Below are 18,820 nucleotides of genomic sequence, written 5' to 3' on the forward strand. Positions count from 1 at the left end.
CGCCCTGGCGTGTTCACCGATAGAGAACGCGCGGCAGCCAGAGCCCGATCTGCGGGAACACGTAGAGCAGCACCAGCGCCAGGAGCTGGATCGCCATGAACGGCATCATCCCGGCGAAGATCTGGTTCAGGGTCACGTGCCGCGGCGCGACGCCCTTCAGGTAGAACGCCGCCATCGCCACCGGGGGCGAGAGGAACGCGGTCTGGAGGTTGAGCGCCACCAGGAGGCCGAAGAAGAGCGGATCGATCTGGAAGTGCCCGAGCAGCGGGATGAAGATGGGCATGAAGATGACGATGATCTCGGTCCACTCCAGGGGCCAGCCGAGCAGGAAGATGATCGCCTGCGCCAGCACCATGAACTGGATGGGCGTGAGGTCGAGCCCGAGCACCCAGCGCTCGATGAGCCCCTGGCCCCCGAGCAGCGCGAACGCCGCCGAGAAGATCGACGAGCCCACGAACAGCCAGCACACCATGGCCGTGGTCTTCGCGGTCAGGAACACCGACTCCTTCAGCACCGACCACCTGAACTGCCGGTAGGCGCCGGTGAGGACCATCGCGCCGGCGGCGCCGAGCGCGGCCGCCTCGGTCGGCGTGGCCCACCCGAACACGATCGACCCGAGCACGGCGAGGATGAGCGTGGTCAGGGGGAAGAAGCTGGTGAGCAGCATCTTCAGGATCTCGAGCCGCTCCAGCGTGAAGATGCCGTAGTGCACGGCGAGCGCGGCCAGCGCGGCCGCGACCGCGATCCAGAACGCCGCCGGGGCGGGCTTGCGGTCCGCCGGCGCCGCGGGTACCGGCGCCTCCGCGCCGGCCTCGCGGACCTCCTCCACCTCCGCGCCGCCCCCTGCGGTCGGCACCGGCTCGGCCCCGGCCTCCGCCGGCGCGCCGTCGTCCTCGAGCGGCGCGAGCTCCGCGCCCTGGTACGCCTCCTCGGCCGCCGCGTCGCCGTCGCCCACCTCGACGAGGCCACCGGTGTCCACCACCCGCTCGGCGGTGACGACGCCGTGCACGACGGCGATCCCGGCGGCCAGCGCGGCCGCCGGCAGGAGCGCGGCGGCGAGCTGGCGCCCCGCCCAGCGGCGCCCGACGCCGGGACGCGGGCGCGCCAGCGCCCCGAGCAGCGCCGGGACGGCCAGCCGGCGCCGCCCGCCCGCCAGGATCCGCGAGGGCTCCGGCAGCGTGACCGTCCGCTCCGCGAGCGTGGCCGGCGGGGCGAGCGACGGCCGCAGCCGCGCGATCAGCACCACGTACGCGATGTACAGGCCGGCGAGCAGCAGGCCGGGGAAGAACGCGCCCGCGTACAGCTGGACCACCGAGACGCCGGCGGTCGCGCCGTACAGGATGAGCATCACCGAGGGCGGGATGAGGATGCCGAGGCAGCCGCCCGCGGTGATCGCCCCCGCGGAGAGCTTGATGTCGTAGCCGGAGCGGAGCATCGCCGGGAAGGCGAGCAGCCCCATGAGCGTCACCACCGCGCCGACGATGCCGGTCGCGGTGGCGAACAGCGCGCAGGTGGCGAGCGTGGCGACCGCGAGCGACCCCGGCACGAAGGCCATGGCGAGGTGGAGGCTCTTGAACAGCCGCTCGATGAGGTTGGCGCGCTCGACGAGGTACCCCATGAACACGAACAGCGGGATCGAGATGAGGACGTCGTTCGTCATCACCGCGTAGGTCCGCTGGACCATGAGGTCGAGCGTCTGCTGCGTGGCGATGGCGGGGTTGTCGAAGCGGTACGCCAGCCACGCGAAGAGCACGCCCATGCCCATGAGCGTGAACGCGGTCGGGAAGCCCAGCATGATCGCGACCACCACGAGCGACAGCATGAGCAGCCCGAGGTGGCCGCCGGTCATCTGCGCGGGGGCGGGCATGATCCACGCGGTGATCGCGACGATCACCGCCATCATGCCGAGGCCGAACCAGAGCTCCTTCCTCATGGCCGCGTGTCCTTCCGGCCCGCCTCGGGCGGCTCGTCGCCCGGCCCCGCGGCGCCGCCCTCGCGCCGGACCACGAGCGCGTCGAGGGCGGCGAGGTCCTCGTCCTTCACGTGGACGAGCTCCTTCAGCTTGTCGACGTCCACCTCCTCCACGTCCTGGGTGCGCGACGGCCACTCGCCCGCCCGGAGGCAGGCGAGGCAGCGGACGATCTCGACCGCGCCCTGCAGCAGGAGCAGCCCGCCCGCGAGCGGGATGGCCGCCTTGAACGGATAGATGGGCGGCCCGTCCACCGTGATGGTGGAGTGCTCTCGGATCGCGAACGACTCCGCGGCGTACGTCCACCCGGCGTACACCATCGCCAGCACGCCCGGGACGAAGAACGCGAGGTACAGGACGAGGTCGAGCCCGGCCTGCACGCGCGGCGGGAAGAAGCCGTAGAGCACGTCGCCGTGACCCCGTCCCAGATCTCGAGCTGCCGCTTCAGGACCTCCGGGCGCGTCGAGTAGAACTTCACGCCCTGCTTGTCCCGCATCTCGAAGTAGTCGGTGGAGTAGCGGTCGATGGCCTTCCAGCTCATGTCCGCCGAGGCGGCCTGCGCCGCGGTCGAGATGATGGACTTGAGGTCGGTCGGCAGCGCCTGGAAGCGCTTGCCGTTGAACAGGATCTCGAACTGCTCCGAGCACTGGTGGAAGCTCTGCAGCATGCAGATCTTGGCGACGTCCGGGAACCCGAGCACGCGGTCGGACGAGGCGTTGTTGAACTCCGCGGCGTCGAGCAGGCCCCGGTCCATCGCCGGCACGATCTCGGCGCCGGGCAGCGCGTTCACCGCCGCGCCCAGGCCGTTGAAGATGTCGATGGAGAGGCCGACGGTGCGGAACTTGAGCCCCTTCATGTCCTCCGGCTTCGCGACCGGCTTCTGCTTGAACCAGCCCAGCGGCTGGGTCGGCATGGGCCCGTACATGAGCGAGACGACGTCCAGGTTGAGCGACCTGTAGATCTCCTCGAGGAGCTGCCGGCCGCCGCCGTAGTGGTGCCAGGCGAGCACCATGTTCGGATCCATCCCGAACGCGGGGCCGGAGCCCCACAGCGCCAGCGCGGTGTTCTTGCCGTACCAGTAGGCGACCACGCCGTGGCCGCCGTCGAGCGTGCCCTTCGAGACCGCGTCGAGGAGGTCGAACGCCTTCACCACCGAGCCTGCCGCGAGCACCTCGATCTTGAGGCGCCCGCCCGACATCTCGTTCACCTTCTTCGCGTAGTCCTGCGCGAACTCGTGGAAGATGTCCTTCTGCGGCCAGGTGCTCTGGAAGCGCAGCGTGATGGGCGCCTGCGCGACGTGGATGGCCGGCGCCGCCGCCCCTGCCGCGACGCCCGCCGCGCCCAGGGCGGCCTTCTTCAGGAACGAACGGCGGGAAGCCTTCGGGGCGGTGTCCGGCTGGGACCTGCTCGTGGTCTTCTTCATGCGCGCTCCTCCCGGAAATCGGGGTGGTCAGCGGTTCTTTGTGCTGTCCGGGGCACCGGCAATCCTTCGTCCGGGTACAGCGCGCGGAATTCGGCGCGGCGCCGATTGACGATCCGTCAATCCGGCACCGCCCGGGGCGAGCGAGGTCGCGCCGCGGCCCCCGCAGCGGGCGCCGCGGGCGTGGCACCCTCGGCGCGTCACCCACCGGCGCGGGGTGTGCCGGTGGGGTCGGGGCTGGCGCTCAGGGCTCGATGCCGTCGAGCGCGGCGGCGCCGATCACGCGGCCGTCCACGAGGCGCACGCGCCACACGCCGCCGTTCGGGACGAGGCGGGGCGCGACCACCCGGCCGCCGGGGCCGGCATCGAGGACGGCGGAGAGGAACGCCCGGATGACTCCACCGTGCGTCACGAGCAGCGCGGGCGAGGCGAGGCGCTCGGCGACCCGGTGGACGGCCGGCATCACGCGCGCGAGGAGCGCGTCGTGGGTCTCGCCGCCGGGCGGCGGCGTGCGCGGGTCGGCGAGGTGGCGCGCCCACGCGTCGGGGTGGCGCACCTCGCACTCGCCGCGGGTCAGCCCCTCCCATGCGCCGTAGCCGCGCTCGCGCAGGTCCGGGTCGAGGAGCGCGATCTCCAGGCCGAGCGCCGCGCCCACGATCTCCGCGGTGCCGCGCGCGCGGGAGAGGTCGCTCGAGGCGATGGCGCGGATGCCCTCGGCGCGGAGGCGGGCCGCGAGGGCGAGCGCCTGCGCCCGCCCGGTCGCGTTGAGCGGCACGTCGGTCTGGCCCTGCAGGCGCCCGGCCGCGTTCCAGTCGGTCTCGCCGTGGCGGACGAGGAGCAGGTGGCGCTCGGGCGGCGGCATCCGCCCGAACCTACCCTCGCCGGCCCGGCCCGCCAAGCGCGGCGCTCTGAGCGCGTGAATCCCCGGACCGAGCCAGGCGGTCGAGACGCGAGCAGCGCGAGGCGCGACGACCGAGCATGCCCGTCGGCATGTGAGGGAGGAGCAACGACGCGATGCGACGCGGATCGGCCGCCGCGGCGACGGGAGGGGATTGTTTCACGTGCTCTCAGTACGGCGTCCCGTCCTTGTGCACGAAGCGCCGCCGGCCGTCCGGCCCGGGCACGAGCATGAGGTCGTCCATCGGGTAGATCACCTGATCGCCCGTGGCGCGGTCGCCCACCTCCAGCACGACCACGTCCTCGCGGGTGCGGTTCTCGAGGTGGTGCGCTCGCCCGCTCGCGGGGAAGCCGGCGCACATCCCGGGGGCGAGCTGCACGTCGCCGTCGTCGGTGACGAGCGTCGGGTGGCCCTCGAGGACGTAGACGAACTCGTCCTGCACGGTGTGGCGGTGGTGGATGGCCGAGGTGTCGCCGGCGGGCAGGCGCATGAGGTTCACCCCGAACGCCCTCAGGCCGAAGGGATCCCCGAGGGCGTGCTTGACCCGGTGCGCGAGGCGCGTCGCGAACGGCTCGGGGACGAGCTGGGCGCCCTTGCGCGAGGGGGCGGTGGCGGCCTCGATGGCGATGGGGGGCGCGGGCGGGCTCATGCGGTGCTCCTCCGTGGCGGACGGTGGGCGCGGAGCATAGCGCCGGCGGCGCCGGCCGCCTCGGATTCGTCCGCCACCGCCGCGAGCAGCCCTCGGCGGGACGCCCGGGCCGTCCCGCGCTCGGACCCGCCCCGGCGCCTCAGCGCGCCCGGCGCGCCGCGAGCTGCTGCGCCTGGATGGCCGTGAGCGCGATGGTGAACACGATGTCCTCGACCAGGCACCCGCGGCTCAGGTCGTTCACCGGCCGGGCGAGCCCCTGCAGCATCGGGCCGATGCTGACCACGTTCGCGCTCCGCTGGACGGCCTTGTAGGTGACGTTCCCGGTGTTGAGGTCCGGGAACACGAGCACCGTCGCGCGGCCGGCCACGCTCGACCTCGGCGCCTTCTGGCGCGCCACGTCGGGCATGACCGCCGCGTCGTACTGCAGCGGCCCGTCGATGGCGAGGTCCGGCCTCGCCGCGCGCGCGAGCTCGGTCGCGCGCTTCACCTTCTCGACCTCCTCGCCCGCGCCGCTCGTGCCGGTCGAGTAGGACAGCATCGCCACGCGCGGCTCGATCCCGAACGCAGCGGCCGAGTCGGCACTCTGGATCGCGATGTCGGCGAGCTGCTCGGGGCTGGGCGTCGGGTTCACGGCGCAGTCGCCGAACACCAGCACCTGCTCCGGGAGGCACATGAAGAACACGCTCGACACCAGGTTGCAGCCGGGCACCGTCTTCACGATCTGCAGGGCGGGCCGGATGGTGTGGGCGGTGGTGTGGAGCGCGCCGGAGACGAGCCCGTCCGCCTCGTCGAGCGCCATCATCATGGTGCCGACCATGACGGCGTCGCCCAGCTCCTGCGCGGCCTGGGCCGCGGTCATCCCCTTGGCCGCGCGCCGCTCCACCAGCGGCGCCACGTACCAGGGCGCGACCCGCACCGGGTCGACGATCTCGATCGACGGCGGCAGCGCGATCCCCTGCCGGCGCGCGACCTCGTGGACCTCGTCCGCGTCGGCGAGCAGGACGCAGCGCGCGATCCCGCGCTCCTGGGCGATGGCCGCCGCGGCCACCGTGCGCGGCTCGGCGCCCTCCGGCAGGACGATCCGCTTGTTCGCGGCGCGCGCCGCCTCCACCAGCCGCTGCCGGAAGGCGGGCGGCGAGAGGCGCCGCACGCGGCTGGTCGCGGCGCGGGACCGCAGCCAGGCGGGGTCGATGAGGTCGGCCACCGCCGTCATCACGCGCTCCACGCGCGCGGGGTCGTCGGGCGGCACCTGGAGGTTCATGCCCGCCACCGCGGTCGCGGCGGCGTAGCTGCCCTGATCCACCGCGAGCACCGGCAGCCCGGCCCGGAGCGCGGAGTCGCACATCTCGAACACGTGGGGCTCGGGCTCGACGCCGCCGGTGAGCAGCACGCCCGCGAGCGGCACGCCGTTCAGCACGGCCAGCGCGGCGGCCAGCAGGATGTCGCTCCGGTCGCCCGGGGTGATGACGAGCGTGCCGGGCCGGAACGTCTTGATGGAGCCCGGCACCGCCATGGCGCACAGCGCCACGTGCCGGATGCGCCGGCCCTCGAGGTCGCCCGCGCGGAGGACCCGCGCCCCGATGGCCTCGGCGAGGTCCTTCACGCGCGGCGCGGCGAGGTCGCCGCGAGACGGAACCACCGCGATCGGCCGGAGCCGCTCCGCCTCCAGCGCCGTGCGGTACGCCTCGATCTCCCCCGGCGGGAGCTCGGCCTCCTCCCCCGCCTCCAGCCAGATGGGCCGGGACTCGCCGACGCGTGCGGCCGGCGTCCTGGGCGCGACGCGGTTCAGGAAGCAGCTCACCGGCTCGCCGTCGGAGAACCCGCCGAGCCCGCGCGCCGCGATCGCCATCGCGTCCGCCAGCTCCGCCGGCGTCTCGCCGCGCGGCGAGCCCACCAGGACCAGCTCCGCGTCGAGCGCCTTCAGCATGAGCGCGTTGACCCGCGCCGAGTGCACCATCCCCGGCTCGGGCCACATCCCGGCGACCACCAGGACGTCCGCGCCCTCGGCCGCGCCGGCGCAGAGCGCCACCACCCGCTCCATCAGCGTCTGGTCGTCCCCGGAGGCGAGCAGCGCGTCCGCCTCGGCGCGCGGGATCGGGTCGGGCGGCCGCAGGCTGGAGCCGAGCCGGACCAGCGCGGAGACGCGGTCCTCGCCGCGCGCGGCGATGGGCTTCGCGAACGCCACCCGGACGCCCTGGCGATCGAGGGCGCGGACCAGGCCGAGGCAGGCGGTGGTGAGGCCGACCTGGCGGCCGGCCGGCGCGAGCAGGAGGACATGGGCCATGTGCGTGCGCTCCCCGGCCCTAGGCGAACGCGCGCCGCTCGGCGGCGGTCCGCTCCCCGTCCGCGGCGGCCTCCGCGGGGGCGGCGCCCGCCTGGCCATGGGCCTCGACGTGCCCGTGCGCCGACGCGATCTCGGCGGTGTCCATCGCGATCATCAGCTCCTCGTTCGTGGCGATCACCGCCGCCATCGGGCTGGTCGTGCGGGTGATCCGGCCCCGGAGCGCCTTGCCGTGGAACGCGTTCGCGTGGGCGTCGAGCGCGAAGCCCGCGAACCCGAGCAGCTCCACGATGCGGGCCCGGACGTCCACCGCGTTCTCCCCGATCCCGCCGGTGAACACGAGCGCGTCCACCCGCCCCAGCGACACGAACATGCCCGCGGCGGCCTTCGCGACGGAGTAGCAGAACTTGTCGATGGCCAGCTGGGCCCGCTCGTGCCCGGCGGCGGCCGCCTCCTGCAGCGTGCGCATGTCGTTCGACAGGCCGGAGATGCCGAGCAGGCCGGAGTTCCGGTTCAGCTCGTCCATGACGTGGTCGGCGGTGCAGTGCAGCGCCTTCTTCATGTGCGCGATGATCGACGGGTCGATGTTGCCGCTGCGCGTGCCCATCACCACCCCGTCCACCGGGGTGAGCCCCATGGTCGTGTCCATGCTGGCGCCGTTGCGGACCGCGGCGAGCGAGCAGCCGTTCCCGAGGTGCGCCGTGACCACCGCGTGATCCTCCGGATCCAGGCCGAGCTGCTTCACCGCCTGCTGGGACACGTAGCGGTGGCTGGTGCCGTGGAAGCCGTACCGCCGCACCTCGTGCTTCGCGAACCACTCGTACGGCACGGCGTACAGGTACGCGCGCGACGGCATGGTCTGGTGGAAGGCGGTGTCGAACACCGCGACCTGCGGCAGCGCCGGGAACAGCTCCTGGGCGATGCGGATGCCGAGCAGGTTGGCCGGGTTGTGGAGCGGGCCGAGCGGGATGCACTCCTCGATCTTCGCCACCACCGCGGGGGTGATGGGCATCGATCCGGAGAACTTCGCGCCGCCGTGCACGACGCGGTGCCCGACGCCGGCGATCTCGTGGGCCACCCCGAGCTCGTCCAGGAGCTCGACCACCGCGCGCAGCGCCCGCTCGTGCCCGGCGCCGTGCAGGAGGCGCGACTCCTTCCTGCCCTCCACCTTGAAGTCGAGGGTCGCCTGCGCCGAGCCGACCCGCTGCGCCACGCCGGAGACCAGCTCCCGGCCGGTCACGGCGTCGATCACCGCGAACTTCGCCGACGAGCTTCCGCAGTTCAGCACCAGAACGATCACGCCACCTACCTCCAGGAGATGAGGGCTCCGTCGCGCCGACGGGCACGGAGTCTGGACGGGACTTGGGCTGGGGCCGTAAGCCTCGCGGACGCGATGGCCTCGGAACGGTCACGCTCTCATGTGGGGCGCAGGGTGCGCAAGAGCCACTCGCGGCAATTCCGCGCACCGACGCGCGTCTTGATCGTGGTCACGCGTTCGCTGACGCATCGCGGCGCGCGGCGCGCCGGGTTAATCCCATGCCATGCGGACCCTCGCCATCGCCGGCGGCTCCGGCCTCGTCGGCTCCCTCGCGCTGCGCCACCTGCTCGCCCGCGACGACGTCGCCCGCGTGATCGCGGTCGGCCGCCGCGCGCTCCCGGTCGAGCACGCCCGGCTCTCCTCGCGCATCGCGGACCTCCGCGATCCGGCGGCCATCCAGCGGGCGCTGCCGGAGCCGGTGGACGTGGCGGTCTGCTGCCTCGGCACGACCATGAAGCAGGCCGGATCGCGGGAGGCATTCCGGGCGGTGGACCTCGAGGCGGTGGTCGCGTTCGGCGAGGCCGCGCGCGCGAGCGGCGCCCGCCGCTTCGTGCTGGTGAGCTCGCTCGGCGCGAGCCCGCGCTCGAGGAGCTTCTACCTGCGGACCAAGGGCGAGGCCGAGGAGGCGCTGGCGCGCCTCGGCTACCCGCAGCTCACGGTGCTCCGCCCGTCGTTCATCGACGATGGCGGCGCGCGGAAGGAGCCCCGGCTCGGCGAGCGGCTCGCGCTCCCGCTCGCCCGCGCCGCGTTCGCGCTGCTCGGCAGGGAGCGCCGCCACGCGCCCGTGCCGGCCGACGCCGTCGCCCGCGCGCTCGTGCGCCTCGCGCTCGACGGGGCCGCGGAGCCGGTGCGCATCGTGGAGAGCGAGGCGCTGCACGCGCTCGGGCGCTGACGCCCGACGCCGCCGCCGGCTCACCGCCCCGGACGCTCCACGAGCACCAGGTCCGAGCGCTCCTGCACCTGCTCCAGCACCAGCTCGCGGCCGTCCGGCGACACGTCGAAGTCGCCGACGTCGAAGTCGGGCGGCAGCACGACCAGCGGGCGTGAGGCGCCCGACGCGAGGTCCACCGCCGCGAGGTGCTTGCGGCGGATCTCGCCGCGGAGCACCGCGATGGACCGCCCGTCCGGAAGGAACGCGACGTGCCGCGCTCCCCGCGTCAGCGTGAGCGGAGGCATGCGGCGCGCGCTGCCGTCGGCGTTCACCGCCCGCAGCGGGAAGGTGGTGCCGACGTCCGCGCCGGTGAACGCGAGGAGATCGCCCGCCGGCGCCCAGGCCGGATCCGCCGAGGGCTCGGCCACCAGCGCCGCGGGCTCGCCGCCGTCGAGCGGCACCCGGAACAGCCGCGGCGCACCCTCCACGATCGCGCCGACGGCGATCGATCGGCCATCCGGCATCCAGGCCGGCGCGCCGGAGAGCTGGAGCGCGTCGGTGACGACGCGCGCCCCGGTGCCGTCCGCGTCCACCACGCGGAGCCGCGTCCGCCCACCCTCTCGCGTCCAGAACGCGATCGTCCGGCCATCCCGCCGGACGGCGGGCGCCCCGGCGATCCGCGCGCCGGGCTGGCTCCAGAGCTCGGTGCTGGCGCCGTCCTGCAGCTTCCACAGGCCGTCGCCGGCGCCCTTCGCCGACAGGTAGACCAGGTATCCGGGGCCGAGCCGCGGAGACCACCCGTTGCCGGTGGTCAGCGGGATGGGGCTCGCCGCGGCGAGGTCGGCGCGGTCCGGACCGAGCGGCACGCGCCAGAGCGTGCGCTTCGGGCTCGCCTGCGTGAGGACCAGGCGCCGGCCGTCGGCGCTCGCCGCGAGCGAGGTGTACCGCCCGGCGCCGGGGGCCACGCGCCGCGTCGCCCTGCCCTCGACGTCCAGCGCGTGCAGCCAGGGGCCGGAGCCGTCGGGGTCGGTCGCGAGGTACAGCAGGGTCCGTTCGTCGGCGAACACCGGATGGCTGACCAGGCCGTCGTGGTGGGTCAGGCGCTCCGGCGCGCTGCCGTCCGGCCGGATGCGCCACAGGTCGAGGCGGTCCGGGAGCGCCCCCTGCACGAAGTAGATGAACGCCTGGTCCGGCGACCACACCTGGAAGTGCGCGTGCAGCCCCGATGGCGCCGAGAAGATCCGGCGGGCCTCGTGCGGCCGCCCGGCCTCGCTCACGTACATCGGATCGCCGGGCCCCGGCGTGTGGTGGACGAGGCGCGTGCCGTCGCGCGTCCAGGCGTACTCCGCGGCGCCCTCCAGGTACGGCCGCGGCGGACCGCCCAGCAGCGGCACCGCCCAGATCCCGATGTCCGGCGGGCTCGAGCCGGTGCGGCCGCGCGCCCAGAACGTCACCAGCGCGCCGTCCGGCGAGAAGCCGAGCGTCCGGATCGACGGGTTCACCAGCTCCGGCGCGCTCCCGCGCGTCAGGTCCTGGAACTGCCCGGAGCCGACCTGCGTGAGCCAGACGTCCACCCGCCCGGCGCGGTCCGACAGGAACGCCACGAAGCGGCCGTCGGCCGAGATCGCGGCCGCCTGCTCGACGCCGCCGAAGTCGGTCAGCGGCGCGAAGCGCGCGCCCGAGAGCGGATCGTCCGCGGAGGCGGCGCGCCGCTGCAGGAGCCAGGTGGCGCCCGCGCCGATCGCGGCGGCCACGCCGATCGCCGCCGCGAGCCGCACCGCCGGGCGCGGGCTCCGCGCCAGGCCGCTCGCCGCCCGCTCGCGACCGACCGGCTCGAGCGGGGCCACCTCCCCCGCGCCGCCCGCGGGGTCCCTCTCCTGGCCACCGCCCGCGAGCGTCCCCTCGCCCGACGCGCCGCCCGCCACCCCGGCGCTCCGGCGGCGCGCCCAGGCGTCCAGGTCGGACCGGAACGCGTACACCGACCCGAGCTTGTCGTGGACGTGCCGGTGCACCGGCATGCCCTCGCGCCGCTCCCAGCGCTGCACGGTGGTGACGTCGCGCCGGAGGTAGGTCGCGATCTCCTTCCAGGACTCGAGCCGGTCCGACGCGGGCCGCGCCGCGCCGGAGGACCCTGTGGGAGGCGAGTCGGGCATGAGCGCTCCCGCGCGTGACGGATGAAGCGTCCGGCGACCCGTATCTAGTCGCGGGCCGGTGGAGGCCGCAATCGACTGCATCGCGCGGTGCTCTGCGGCGTTCGCCCCGGTGCCGCGCTTCGCGCTTTGCGCGCGCTCCGCGCGCCAACCACCTCGCTCGAGCGGCTCCTCCGGGCCGCGAGCGAGGGCACACATGCGAACGAGCTGGAAGTGGATGCGGGTGATCGGCTGGCTGGCCATGGGGGCGCTGCTGTTCGTCGGGAGCGCGGGCGCTACCGGGCAGGCGGGATTCACCGGGAGTACCTATGCGAGCGGGCTGCTCGAGGACGACGTGGACGTCCTGAACCGGATCATCCTCCCGGAGGGGGTCGCGGGCAGCGCCCAGGCGAACCTCTGGCTGTCGCTCCAGAAGACACGCGGGCCGTCGGTCCTGTTCGTCCAGACGAACACCTGGGAGCCCGGCGGGACCACCGGGTGGCACACGCACCCCGGCCACAGTCTCATCATCGTCACGCAGGGGACGATCACCGCGTACGACGCGGACTGCACGCCGCGGACCTACTCGGCCGGCCAGGTCTTCGTCGATCAGGGCGGCGACCACGTGCACGTGCTGCGCAACGAGAGCACGGCCGAGAAGGCGGCCACGGTCGCGGTCCAGCTCGTGCCCGCGAGCGAGCGCAACCGGCGCCGCGGGGACGCGAACGCGCCGCCGGGCTGCCCGATCCTCTGAACGGCGACGCGCGCGCGCCGGCGTTCGCCCCCGGGCTCGCGCACCGCGACCCGTGAGCGGCGCCGGCGCGCCGGTCCCTACCTGCCCGGCTGCGACGCGGGGACGGCCGCGGCGGACGCCGTGGTCCCGGCGGCGAGGCGCGTGGCCTTCACCTCCGCCTCGCGCGAGAGGTCGATCGACTCGCCCAGGATGCGGGCCAGCTCCTGCGGCGCGTGGAAGCCCATCGAGTTCTCGGCCGCCACGAAGTCGAGGCGCCACTGCGCGGCGCGCTGCAGCTTCTCCAGCTCCTGCAGCGCCGGCGTCTTCGAGATCACCTCGCGCCAGGAGGCGAGCAGGTTCGCCTTCACCTCGGCCGCCAGCTTCTTGTCCTGCTCCTCCTTCGGCGCCTTCTGGAACGCGTCCTGCTTCCCGAGCGTCTCCTTCGCCTTGGCCGTGGCCGCGGCGAGGTTCCGCTCGTCGTACGGCTTCCGCACCGCCACGATGGCGTCGATCATCGCCACCGCGGCGTTGCCGGCGCGGGTCAGCAGCGCGAAGTGCCGGTCCTGGATGCCGAGCACGCGGGCCTTCAGCTCGTCGTCGGTCAGCGGGTGACAGGTGGCGCAGGCGCGGTTCGGCTGGAGCAGCGGGCTGCGCACCCAGTGGTCGGAGTACTTCTGCGCGCCCTCGCGCTTGTACGGCATGTGGCAGTCGGCGCAGGTGACGCCGCTCCGGGCGTGGATGCCCTGGCTCCACACCTCGAACTCGGGGTGCTGCGCCTTCAGCACCTCGAACCCGGTCTCGGCGTGCACCCAGTCCTTGAAGCGCTGCCCCTTGACCTGCAGGTTGTCGTAGAGGTGCTCGGCGTTCTCGACCTTGAGCCCCTCGGCCCAAGGGAACAGCAGCGTCATGCCCTTCCCGCAGAAGTACTCGACGTGGCACTGCCCGCACACGTAGGCACGGCGCTCCTGGCGCGTGGAGTCGAGGTTCGGATCGTAGGGCTTCGACCGGTCGCCCTTGCGCCACCGGTCGATCGACGGCAGGTGCGGCACCTCCGCCGAGCCCGCCGCGAGCTTCTGGATCCCGGCGATGAAGCCGGGGCGGCTGACCCGCACCTCCATGGACGCCGGGTCGTGGCAGTCCACGCACGAGACCGGGTGCGCCTTGCCGCCGCCCATGTCCTCGAGCGCCTTGTGCGCGTCCCAGTAGCCCATCTCCGCCACCTTCGCGAGGCCGGCCTGGAGCTGCTCGGCGGGCGATCCCTGCGGCGCCGCCTCCTTCCCGAGCTTGCGGTAGAGCGGCATGATCGAGCCGTGGCAGTGGAGGCAGTTGCCGGACTGCTTCCCCTCGCCCGGGACGTTGCGCTTCGTGATCTCCTGGTCCTTCAGCATGAAGGCGTGGCCGCGGCGGTCGCGGTAGTCCACCGCGAACAGGTAGCCGGCGAAGACGCGCTTCAGCCAGGGGTCGCGCTCCGCCTTCTGCGGCGCCATCTCGCCCTCGGCGGTGCCGATCGCGCCGCCGTACTTCGTGCTCGTCCGCTCGGCGGTGCGCTTGTAGTCGTCGAACTCGCGCGGCCAGTTCTTGCCCCACTTGGCCGGGTCGGTGTCGTCCTCGCCGACCTCGACCACCCTCACGTACGAGAAGCGCGCCTCCGACTTCTTCTCGCTGATGTTCACCAGCAGCATCGCGACGCCCACCGCGACCAGGGCGAACACCCCGGCCACGAGCGCGATGAGCAGCGCGCGGTTCTTGGTGGGCTGGGTCTCGGCGGGCATTGCGTGCTCCTTCTCCGGTGCTGCGGGGCGGACGGGCGGATCAGCGGAGGTGGCCCACGTTGCGGTGGCACCGCACGCAGGAGACGTCGCCCCCGTGCGCGATGTCCTCGACCACGGCGGCGTGGCAGCGGCGGCAGTTGTCTTCCACCACCTTGGCGCTCTCGGGGCGCGCCTTGATGGCGTCGGGGTAGCCACCCATCGTGAACGCCATGGAGTGGTGATAGCCGTTGGTGGCCTTCACCCAGTACTTCGGGAGGAACGCGGCGGGCGTGTGGCAGTCGTTGCAGGTCGCGACCGCGTGGTGCGTGCCCGCCAGCCACCCGGCGTAGTGGCCTTCCATCACGTGGCAGTTGGCGCAGGTCCTCGGGTCGTTCCCGAGGTACGAGGAGCCCTTCGCGTAGTCGAACGCGAAGGCGCCGAGCCCGAGCGCCAGCCCGGCGGTGGCCGCCAGCACGAGCGACAGCGGGAACACGGACACTCCGCGGCTCGTTCGCATGGACCCTCGAAGGTCGCCTCCGGCGACGCGCACATTCGCGATTGGCGCACGTTAGCGCGGATTGCGCCCGGAGCTGGGTACTTCAATCGGGGATGCGCAAAAGGGACGCAGGGGCTCCCCGGCGGGGTGGCCGGCCGGCCGCCGGGCGGCCCTGGCGCTCACCGGATGGCGCGCGCGTCCCACTTCCCCTCGCGCCGGAGCCCCTCGACCAGCTCGCGGGCGCGCTCGCGCAGCACGACGTAGTCCACCTTCGCGACGCGGTTGAGCGGGAGCGTCCCGGTGGACACCACCTCCACGTGGCTGGGGCGGGCGTACGAGGCGATCCCCTGGCACGCGGCGTGGACGTCCTCGGGCGTGACGGTGGCGTCGGGCGCCTCCTCCACGAACAGCACGATCGCCTCCGACCAGCGAGCGTGCTCGACACCGACGCAGGCCGCCGCGGCCACCTTGCCCGGCAGCGCGGACACGACGTGGTTCTCCACGTCGCCCGGGAACACCTGGAAGCCCTTCGGCTTGATGACGAGCTTGGCGCGGCCGGCGAGCCGGAGCCCGCGCGCCGGGTCGTAGCTGCCGAGGTCGCCGGTGTAGCAGACGCCGTCCTTCGTGACCGCCTGCGCGGTGGCGGCCGGGTCGTTCAGGTATCCGAGGAACACCTGCGGGCCCGAGAAGCAGATCTCCCCCACCGTCCCCGCGGGCAGCTCGGGGCCGGCGTGCCCGTCCGCGGTCATCGGCCCGCGGATCGAGACGGGGCAGAGCGGCGAGTCGAAGCCGATGCCGTCCGCGAGGTCGTCGGCGCTCGCGCCCACGGCGGTGTAGGTGCAGAAGCCGGACGTCTCGGTGAGCCCGAGGCCGGTGCCGATCTCCGGGGCCATGGCGCGGAGCCGGTCGAGGAACGCGCGCGGCACGCCCTGCCCCCCGTAGATGGCGGCGCGCAGGCTGGAGAGGTCGAGCTCGGCGTAGCGGCGGTGGCTCCACTCCGCGTTGAACAGCGCGGGGATCTGCCCGACCACGCTGACGCGGTGCTCGGCGATCGCCTCGAGGCTCTTCAGCGCGTCGAAGACGTGCAGGAGCACCGAGGTGATGCCCTCGTACAGCGCGGTGCCGAGCAGCTCGGTGGTGCAGCCCACGTGCGAGGGCGGGAGGTTCACGAGCAGCCGGTCGTCCGGGCGGAGGTCGAACCCGACCGTGAGCCCGACGTTCTGGACGAGGATGCTCTCGTGGCAGAGGAGCGCCGGCTTGGGCGAGCCGGTCGAGCCGGTGGTGAAGATGATGAGGCAGCCGTCGCGCCTGCCGACGCGGGCGCGGGCGCGCCGCACCGTGCCGAGGAGCTTCGCCTTCAGGTAGTCGAGCTTGATCCGGCGGGTGAAGTCCTTCACCCAGGTGGCGCCGGGGAGGATGCCCTCCGGGTCCTTCTGGAACTGCACCCAGTGGCGGACCCCCGGGAACTTGCCGACCACCTCCTCGAGCACCGGCATGAGCGCGGGCGCGCCGACGAAGAAGTAGCCCCTGGGACGGAGCTTCTCGAACGCGGTCCGGATCTCCCCCGCGCGCAGCCGCAGGTCGAGCGGCGCCAGGATCACGCCGACGCGGTAGCAGGCCACGAGCAGGAAGACGTGCTCCTTGAGCAGCGGCAGGCTGGTGGCGACGACGTCGCCCTTGCGGTAGCCCGCGGCGATCAGCCGCGCCGCGAACGCGTCGGCGGCGGTGTCGAGCTGCTTCCAGGTGACGGTCTCGCCGGTGTTGTGCTCGAGCAGCGCGATGGCCCCGGGGGCGCGGCGCGCGTGCTCTGCGACGCGATCGGCGATGTTCTCGGGGAGCCGCGCCGCGCGATCGCGGCAGGCCTGGTCCTGGGCGGCGGTCTTCATGGCGGGGCGTTCTAGCGCAAACCGCCCGGCCGGGCGAGCGCGGCGGGCGCGAGATCGACTTCGCGGCGGACCGGGGCGAAGATGCCGCGCATGCGAGGCGCGCGCCCGGACGGGCCACCCGGATCGCCGCTCCGGCGCCTGCTCCGCGCCCGAGAGCTCGTCACCGTGGCGCTGGTGGCGGTGGCGGCGGGCGGGCTCTGGCTCTTCCTCGAGCTGGCGGAGGCGATCCGCCACGACGAGGTCCGCTCGCTCGACCGGGCGGTGCTCCTCGCGCTGCGGGATCCCGCCGATCCGTCCGAGCCGCTCGGCCCGCGCTGGGTGGAGGAGATGGGGCGCGACCTCACCGCGCTGGGCGGGACCGCCGTGCTCACGCTGGTCTCGCTCGCGGCCGCGCTGTTCCTGTGGATGGCGCGCCGCCCGCGCTCGATGCTGCTCCTGGCGGTCGCGATCGCCGGGGGACAGGTGCTGAGCCTGCTCCTGAAGCACGGCTACGCGCGGCCGCGGCCGGACCTCGTGCCGCACGGATCGTACGTGTACACCGCGAGCTTCCCGAGCGGCCACTCGATGATGTCGGCGGTGGTCTACCTGACGCTGGGCGCGCTCCTCGCGCGCGTGCTGCCGCGCCGCCGCATGAAGCTCCTCGTCATGGCCTGCGCGCTCGGGGCCACCGCGCTCACCGGCGCGAGCCGCGTGTACCTGGGGGTGCACTGGCCCACCGACGTGATCGCCGGGTGGGCCGTCGGCGGGAGCTGGGCCGTCGCCTGCTGGCTGGCGGCGGACCTCCTCGACCGGCGCCGCGCGCGCGGCACGCCGCCCGAGGGGAGCGGCCCGGGGTCGGAGCAGGCGTAGGCCGCGGTCAGCGCCGGCCGGCGCGGTCCACCAGGATCACGGCCTCCTGCGCGCCCAGCTCGAGCTCCAGGGTGCCGGCGCCCGCGCGCCGCACCGCGACCGGCCGCTCCGAGATCGCGTCCCAGTCCGGCAGCGGGCCCGCCGGGCCCTGCAGGCGGAGCCGCGCCGGGCCCCCGAAGTTGAGCACCACCAGCGCGCGGCCCGCCGGCCCCGCGTCGCGCAGGAACGCGAACGCCGCCGGGTGCCCGGGGACCGCGACCCTCCGGTACGCGCCGCGGCGGAGCGCCGGCAGGTCCTCGCGGAGCGCCGCGAGGCGCCGGTACAGCGGTCGGAGGCCGTGGACGTCCACCCAGGACACCGGCGGCCCCTCCTCGTACGGCTGGAACTCGGCGCCGACCTCGTCGCCGGTGTAGACCACCGCGATGCCGGGCAGCGCGTGGAGGAGCACGGCCGCGACGCGCGTCATGGCGAGGCCGTGGCGGGTGACGAACCGCTCGCCGGTGTCGTTGTTGTTGAGGAAGCGCGCCACCCGGTGCATCGGCGTCGCGCGGGAGGCGAGCGCGGCGTCGAGCGCCGGCCCGACGCGCGACGGATCGTCGAAGACCTTCTCCCAGGCCCAGTGGCCCAGCTCGCCGGTCCAGTCGTACGCCGCGTCGAAGCCGTTCCGCACGTAGAACGGATCGCGCGCGCTCGCCTCGGCGAGCAGGAACACCCCCGGCTTCACCGCGTCGAGCCGCCGCCGCAGCGCGCCCCAGAACGCCGGGGCGCGCCGCCGGATCCCCCAGGCCGCGTCCACCCGGAACCCGTCCACGTCGTACTCGCGGACCCAGTACGCGAACGCGTCCAGCATCATCTGCCGGACGAGCGGGTTGCCGTAGTCGAGGTTCGGCAGGTGCTTCCAGTCGAAGTAGTGCGTCTCGCGGCCGGCCGGATCGCGATCGTACCAGCCCCACCACGGCGAGGCCCGGCCTCGCGCCGCGGCGTCGAGGTGGTGCGGGTGGCCGACCGAGGTGTGGTTCGGGACGAAGTCGAGGAGCACGCGCAGGCCGCGGGCGTGCGCCTCGCGGACCAGGGTGCGGAGGTCCTCGGGCGTGCCGAAGTCGGCGCGCAGGCCGAAGTAGTCGGTGATGGCGTAGCTGACGTCGCCGGGATCGTCGGTGGGGTTGAGCGGCGCGAGCCAGAGCGCGTCCACGCCGAGGTCGCGGAAGGCGTCGAGCCGCGCGGTCACCGCCTTCAGGGGCTCGGGGCCGAACCGCGGCGGGACGACGCCGTAGACCACCGCGCCGCGGTACCACTCCGGATCCGGCCGGACGTCGCCGCCGGCGCGCAGCGGCCCTGCGCAGAGGAGCGCCAGCAGGGCGGCCAGGGCGGCGCGCGCCCTCCCGGCGGGCGCTCGCTTCGAGCCCTTGGAACCGCGGGAGGGAGGGTGGAGCGGGCGGGCGCGCATCGCCTGAGCAACGCCGCGCGGCGCGGCGGTGTTCCAGGGGAGCGCGGGAGGCGGAGACGAGAAGGGCGAGGCGAGCAGGATGCGCTCGCCTCGCCCGGTTGCCTCATGGCAGGCGGAACGGGC

Annotated in this window: 14 protein-coding genes and 2 pseudogenes; 3 read left to right on the plus strand and 13 right to left on the minus strand. The window is 74.1% G+C overall.

Annotated elements, in window-relative coordinates:
* Positions 1–13: 13 nt before the first annotated feature.
* The 8 genes and pseudogenes from ANAEK_RS14980 to ANAEK_RS15010 form a co-directional block, all read right to left on the minus strand.
* Positions 14–1,933: a TRAP transporter large permease subunit gene (locus tag ANAEK_RS14980; RefSeq protein WP_012526975.1), complete on the minus strand. Its 1,920-nt coding sequence runs from the start codon at positions 1,931–1,933 to the stop codon at positions 14–16.
* Positions 1,930–2,076: a hypothetical protein gene (locus ANAEK_RS23370; protein ID WP_232288472.1), complete on the minus strand. Its 147-nt coding sequence runs from the start codon at positions 2,074–2,076 to the stop codon at positions 1,930–1,932. The genes ANAEK_RS14980 and ANAEK_RS23370 overlap by 4 nt, the downstream gene beginning before the upstream one ends.
* Positions 2,077–2,187: 111 nt before the next feature.
* A pseudogene (locus ANAEK_RS23375) lies at positions 2,188–2,376 on the minus strand (TRAP transporter small permease subunit); the annotation flags it as partial.
* Positions 2,377–2,468: 92 nt separating this feature from the next.
* Positions 2,469–3,392, minus strand: a pseudogene (locus ANAEK_RS22815) (TRAP transporter substrate-binding protein); the annotation flags it as partial.
* A gap of 241 nt (positions 3,393–3,633) precedes the next feature.
* A complete protein-coding gene (locus ANAEK_RS14995; protein ID WP_012526977.1) occupies positions 3,634–4,251 on the minus strand; it encodes a histidine phosphatase family protein in 618 nt (205 codons plus the stop codon).
* A gap of 205 nt (positions 4,252–4,456) precedes the next feature.
* Entirely contained in the window at positions 4,457–4,936 is a 480-nt protein-coding gene (locus tag ANAEK_RS15000; RefSeq protein WP_012526978.1) for a cupin domain-containing protein, read from the minus strand.
* A gap of 139 nt (positions 4,937–5,075) precedes the next feature.
* Complete coding sequence (pta, locus tag ANAEK_RS15005; RefSeq protein ID WP_012526979.1) at positions 5,076–7,220, minus strand: phosphate acetyltransferase; 2,145 nt, start codon at positions 7,218–7,220, stop codon at positions 5,076–5,078.
* Positions 7,221–7,239: 19 nt separating this feature from the next.
* The gene (locus ANAEK_RS15010; protein WP_012526980.1) at positions 7,240–8,517 is read right to left on the minus strand and encodes an acetate/propionate family kinase; all 1,278 of its coding nucleotides are present in this window, start codon (positions 8,515–8,517) and stop codon (positions 7,240–7,242) included.
* Between the two features lie 241 nt (positions 8,518–8,758).
* On the opposite strand from ANAEK_RS15010, the gene ANAEK_RS15015 reads away from it, so the two are divergent.
* The gene (locus tag ANAEK_RS15015; protein ID WP_012526981.1) at positions 8,759–9,427 is read left to right on the plus strand and encodes an NAD(P)H-binding protein; all 669 of its coding nucleotides are present in this window, start codon (positions 8,759–8,761) and stop codon (positions 9,425–9,427) included.
* A gap of 20 nt (positions 9,428–9,447) precedes the next feature.
* Here the strand turns inward: ANAEK_RS15015 and ANAEK_RS15020 are convergent, their stop codons facing one another.
* Entirely contained in the window at positions 9,448–11,559 is a 2,112-nt protein-coding gene (locus ANAEK_RS15020; protein WP_012526982.1) for a PD40 domain-containing protein, read from the minus strand.
* Positions 11,560–11,752: 193 nt separating this feature from the next.
* On the opposite strand from ANAEK_RS15020, the gene ANAEK_RS15025 reads away from it, so the two are divergent.
* Complete coding sequence (locus tag ANAEK_RS15025) at positions 11,753–12,289, plus strand: cupin domain-containing protein (protein ID WP_012526983.1); 537 nt, start codon at positions 11,753–11,755, stop codon at positions 12,287–12,289.
* Positions 12,290–12,366: 77 nt separating this feature from the next.
* Here ANAEK_RS15025 and ANAEK_RS15030 read toward each other — a convergent pair whose 3' ends face one another.
* From ANAEK_RS15030 to ANAEK_RS15040, 3 genes are all read right to left on the minus strand, one after another.
* Positions 12,367–14,040 carry an ammonia-forming cytochrome c nitrite reductase subunit c552 gene (locus ANAEK_RS15030; RefSeq protein WP_012526984.1) on the minus strand — a complete coding sequence of 558 codons (1,674 nt, stop codon included), beginning with the start codon at positions 14,038–14,040 and terminating at the stop codon, positions 12,367–12,369.
* 40 nt (positions 14,041–14,080) lie between these two features.
* Positions 14,081–14,536 (minus strand): cytochrome c nitrite reductase small subunit, encoded by a 456-nt coding sequence (gene nrfH, locus ANAEK_RS15035; RefSeq protein ID WP_012526985.1) that lies wholly within the window; start codon positions 14,534–14,536, stop codon positions 14,081–14,083.
* Between the two features lie 158 nt (positions 14,537–14,694).
* Positions 14,695–16,401 (minus strand): class I adenylate-forming enzyme family protein, encoded by a 1,707-nt coding sequence (locus tag ANAEK_RS15040; RefSeq protein ID WP_012526986.1) that lies wholly within the window; start codon positions 16,399–16,401, stop codon positions 14,695–14,697.
* 90 nt (positions 16,402–16,491) lie between these two features.
* Between ANAEK_RS15040 and ANAEK_RS15045 the strand changes: the two genes are divergently transcribed.
* Positions 16,492–17,250 carry a phosphatase PAP2 family protein gene (locus ANAEK_RS15045; protein WP_232288229.1) on the plus strand — a complete coding sequence of 253 codons (759 nt, stop codon included), beginning with the start codon at positions 16,492–16,494 and terminating at the stop codon, positions 17,248–17,250.
* 7 nt (positions 17,251–17,257) lie between these two features.
* Here the strand turns inward: ANAEK_RS15045 and ANAEK_RS15050 are convergent, their stop codons facing one another.
* Positions 17,258–18,697: an alpha-amylase family glycosyl hydrolase gene (locus ANAEK_RS15050; RefSeq protein WP_012526988.1), complete on the minus strand. Its 1,440-nt coding sequence runs from the start codon at positions 18,695–18,697 to the stop codon at positions 17,258–17,260.
* Positions 18,698–18,820 lie beyond the last annotated feature (123 nt).

The organism is Anaeromyxobacter sp. K (assembly GCF_000020805.1).
In the GTDB taxonomy this organism is placed as follows: Bacteria; Myxococcota; Myxococcia; order Myxococcales; family Anaeromyxobacteraceae; genus Anaeromyxobacter; species Anaeromyxobacter dehalogenans.

Excerpts from the sequence above, each read along its gene's own strand:
- ANAEK_RS14980 (WP_012526975.1), bottom strand. The coding sequence starts at position 1,933 with ATGAGGAAGGAGCTCTGGTTCGGCCTCGGCATGATGGCGGTGATCGTC.
- ANAEK_RS14995 (WP_012526977.1), bottom strand. The coding sequence starts at position 4,251 with ATGCCGCCGCCCGAGCGCCACCTGCTCCTCGTCCGCCACGGCGAGACC.
- ANAEK_RS15000 (WP_012526978.1), bottom strand. The coding sequence starts at position 4,936 with ATGAGCCCGCCCGCGCCCCCCATCGCCATCGAGGCCGCCACCGCCCCC.
- pta (WP_012526979.1), bottom strand. The coding sequence starts at position 7,220 with ATGGCCCATGTCCTCCTGCTCGCGCCGGCCGGCCGCCAGGTCGGCCTC.
- ANAEK_RS15015 (WP_012526981.1), top strand. The coding sequence starts at position 8,759 with ATGCGGACCCTCGCCATCGCCGGCGGCTCCGGCCTCGTCGGCTCCCTC.
- ANAEK_RS15020 (WP_012526982.1), bottom strand. The coding sequence starts at position 11,559 with ATGCCCGACTCGCCTCCCACAGGGTCCTCCGGCGCGGCGCGGCCCGCG.
- ANAEK_RS15025 (WP_012526983.1), top strand. The coding sequence starts at position 11,753 with ATGCGAACGAGCTGGAAGTGGATGCGGGTGATCGGCTGGCTGGCCATG.
- ANAEK_RS15030 (WP_012526984.1), bottom strand. The coding sequence starts at position 14,040 with ATGCCCGCCGAGACCCAGCCCACCAAGAACCGCGCGCTGCTCATCGCG.
- nrfH (WP_012526985.1), bottom strand. The coding sequence starts at position 14,536 with ATGCGAACGAGCCGCGGAGTGTCCGTGTTCCCGCTGTCGCTCGTGCTG.
- ANAEK_RS15040 (WP_012526986.1), bottom strand. The coding sequence starts at position 16,401 with ATGAAGACCGCCGCCCAGGACCAGGCCTGCCGCGATCGCGCGGCGCGG.
- ANAEK_RS15045 (WP_232288229.1), top strand. The coding sequence starts at position 16,492 with ATGCGAGGCGCGCGCCCGGACGGGCCACCCGGATCGCCGCTCCGGCGC.
- ANAEK_RS15050 (WP_012526988.1), bottom strand. The coding sequence starts at position 18,697 with ATGCGCGCCCGCCCGCTCCACCCTCCCTCCCGCGGTTCCAAGGGCTCG.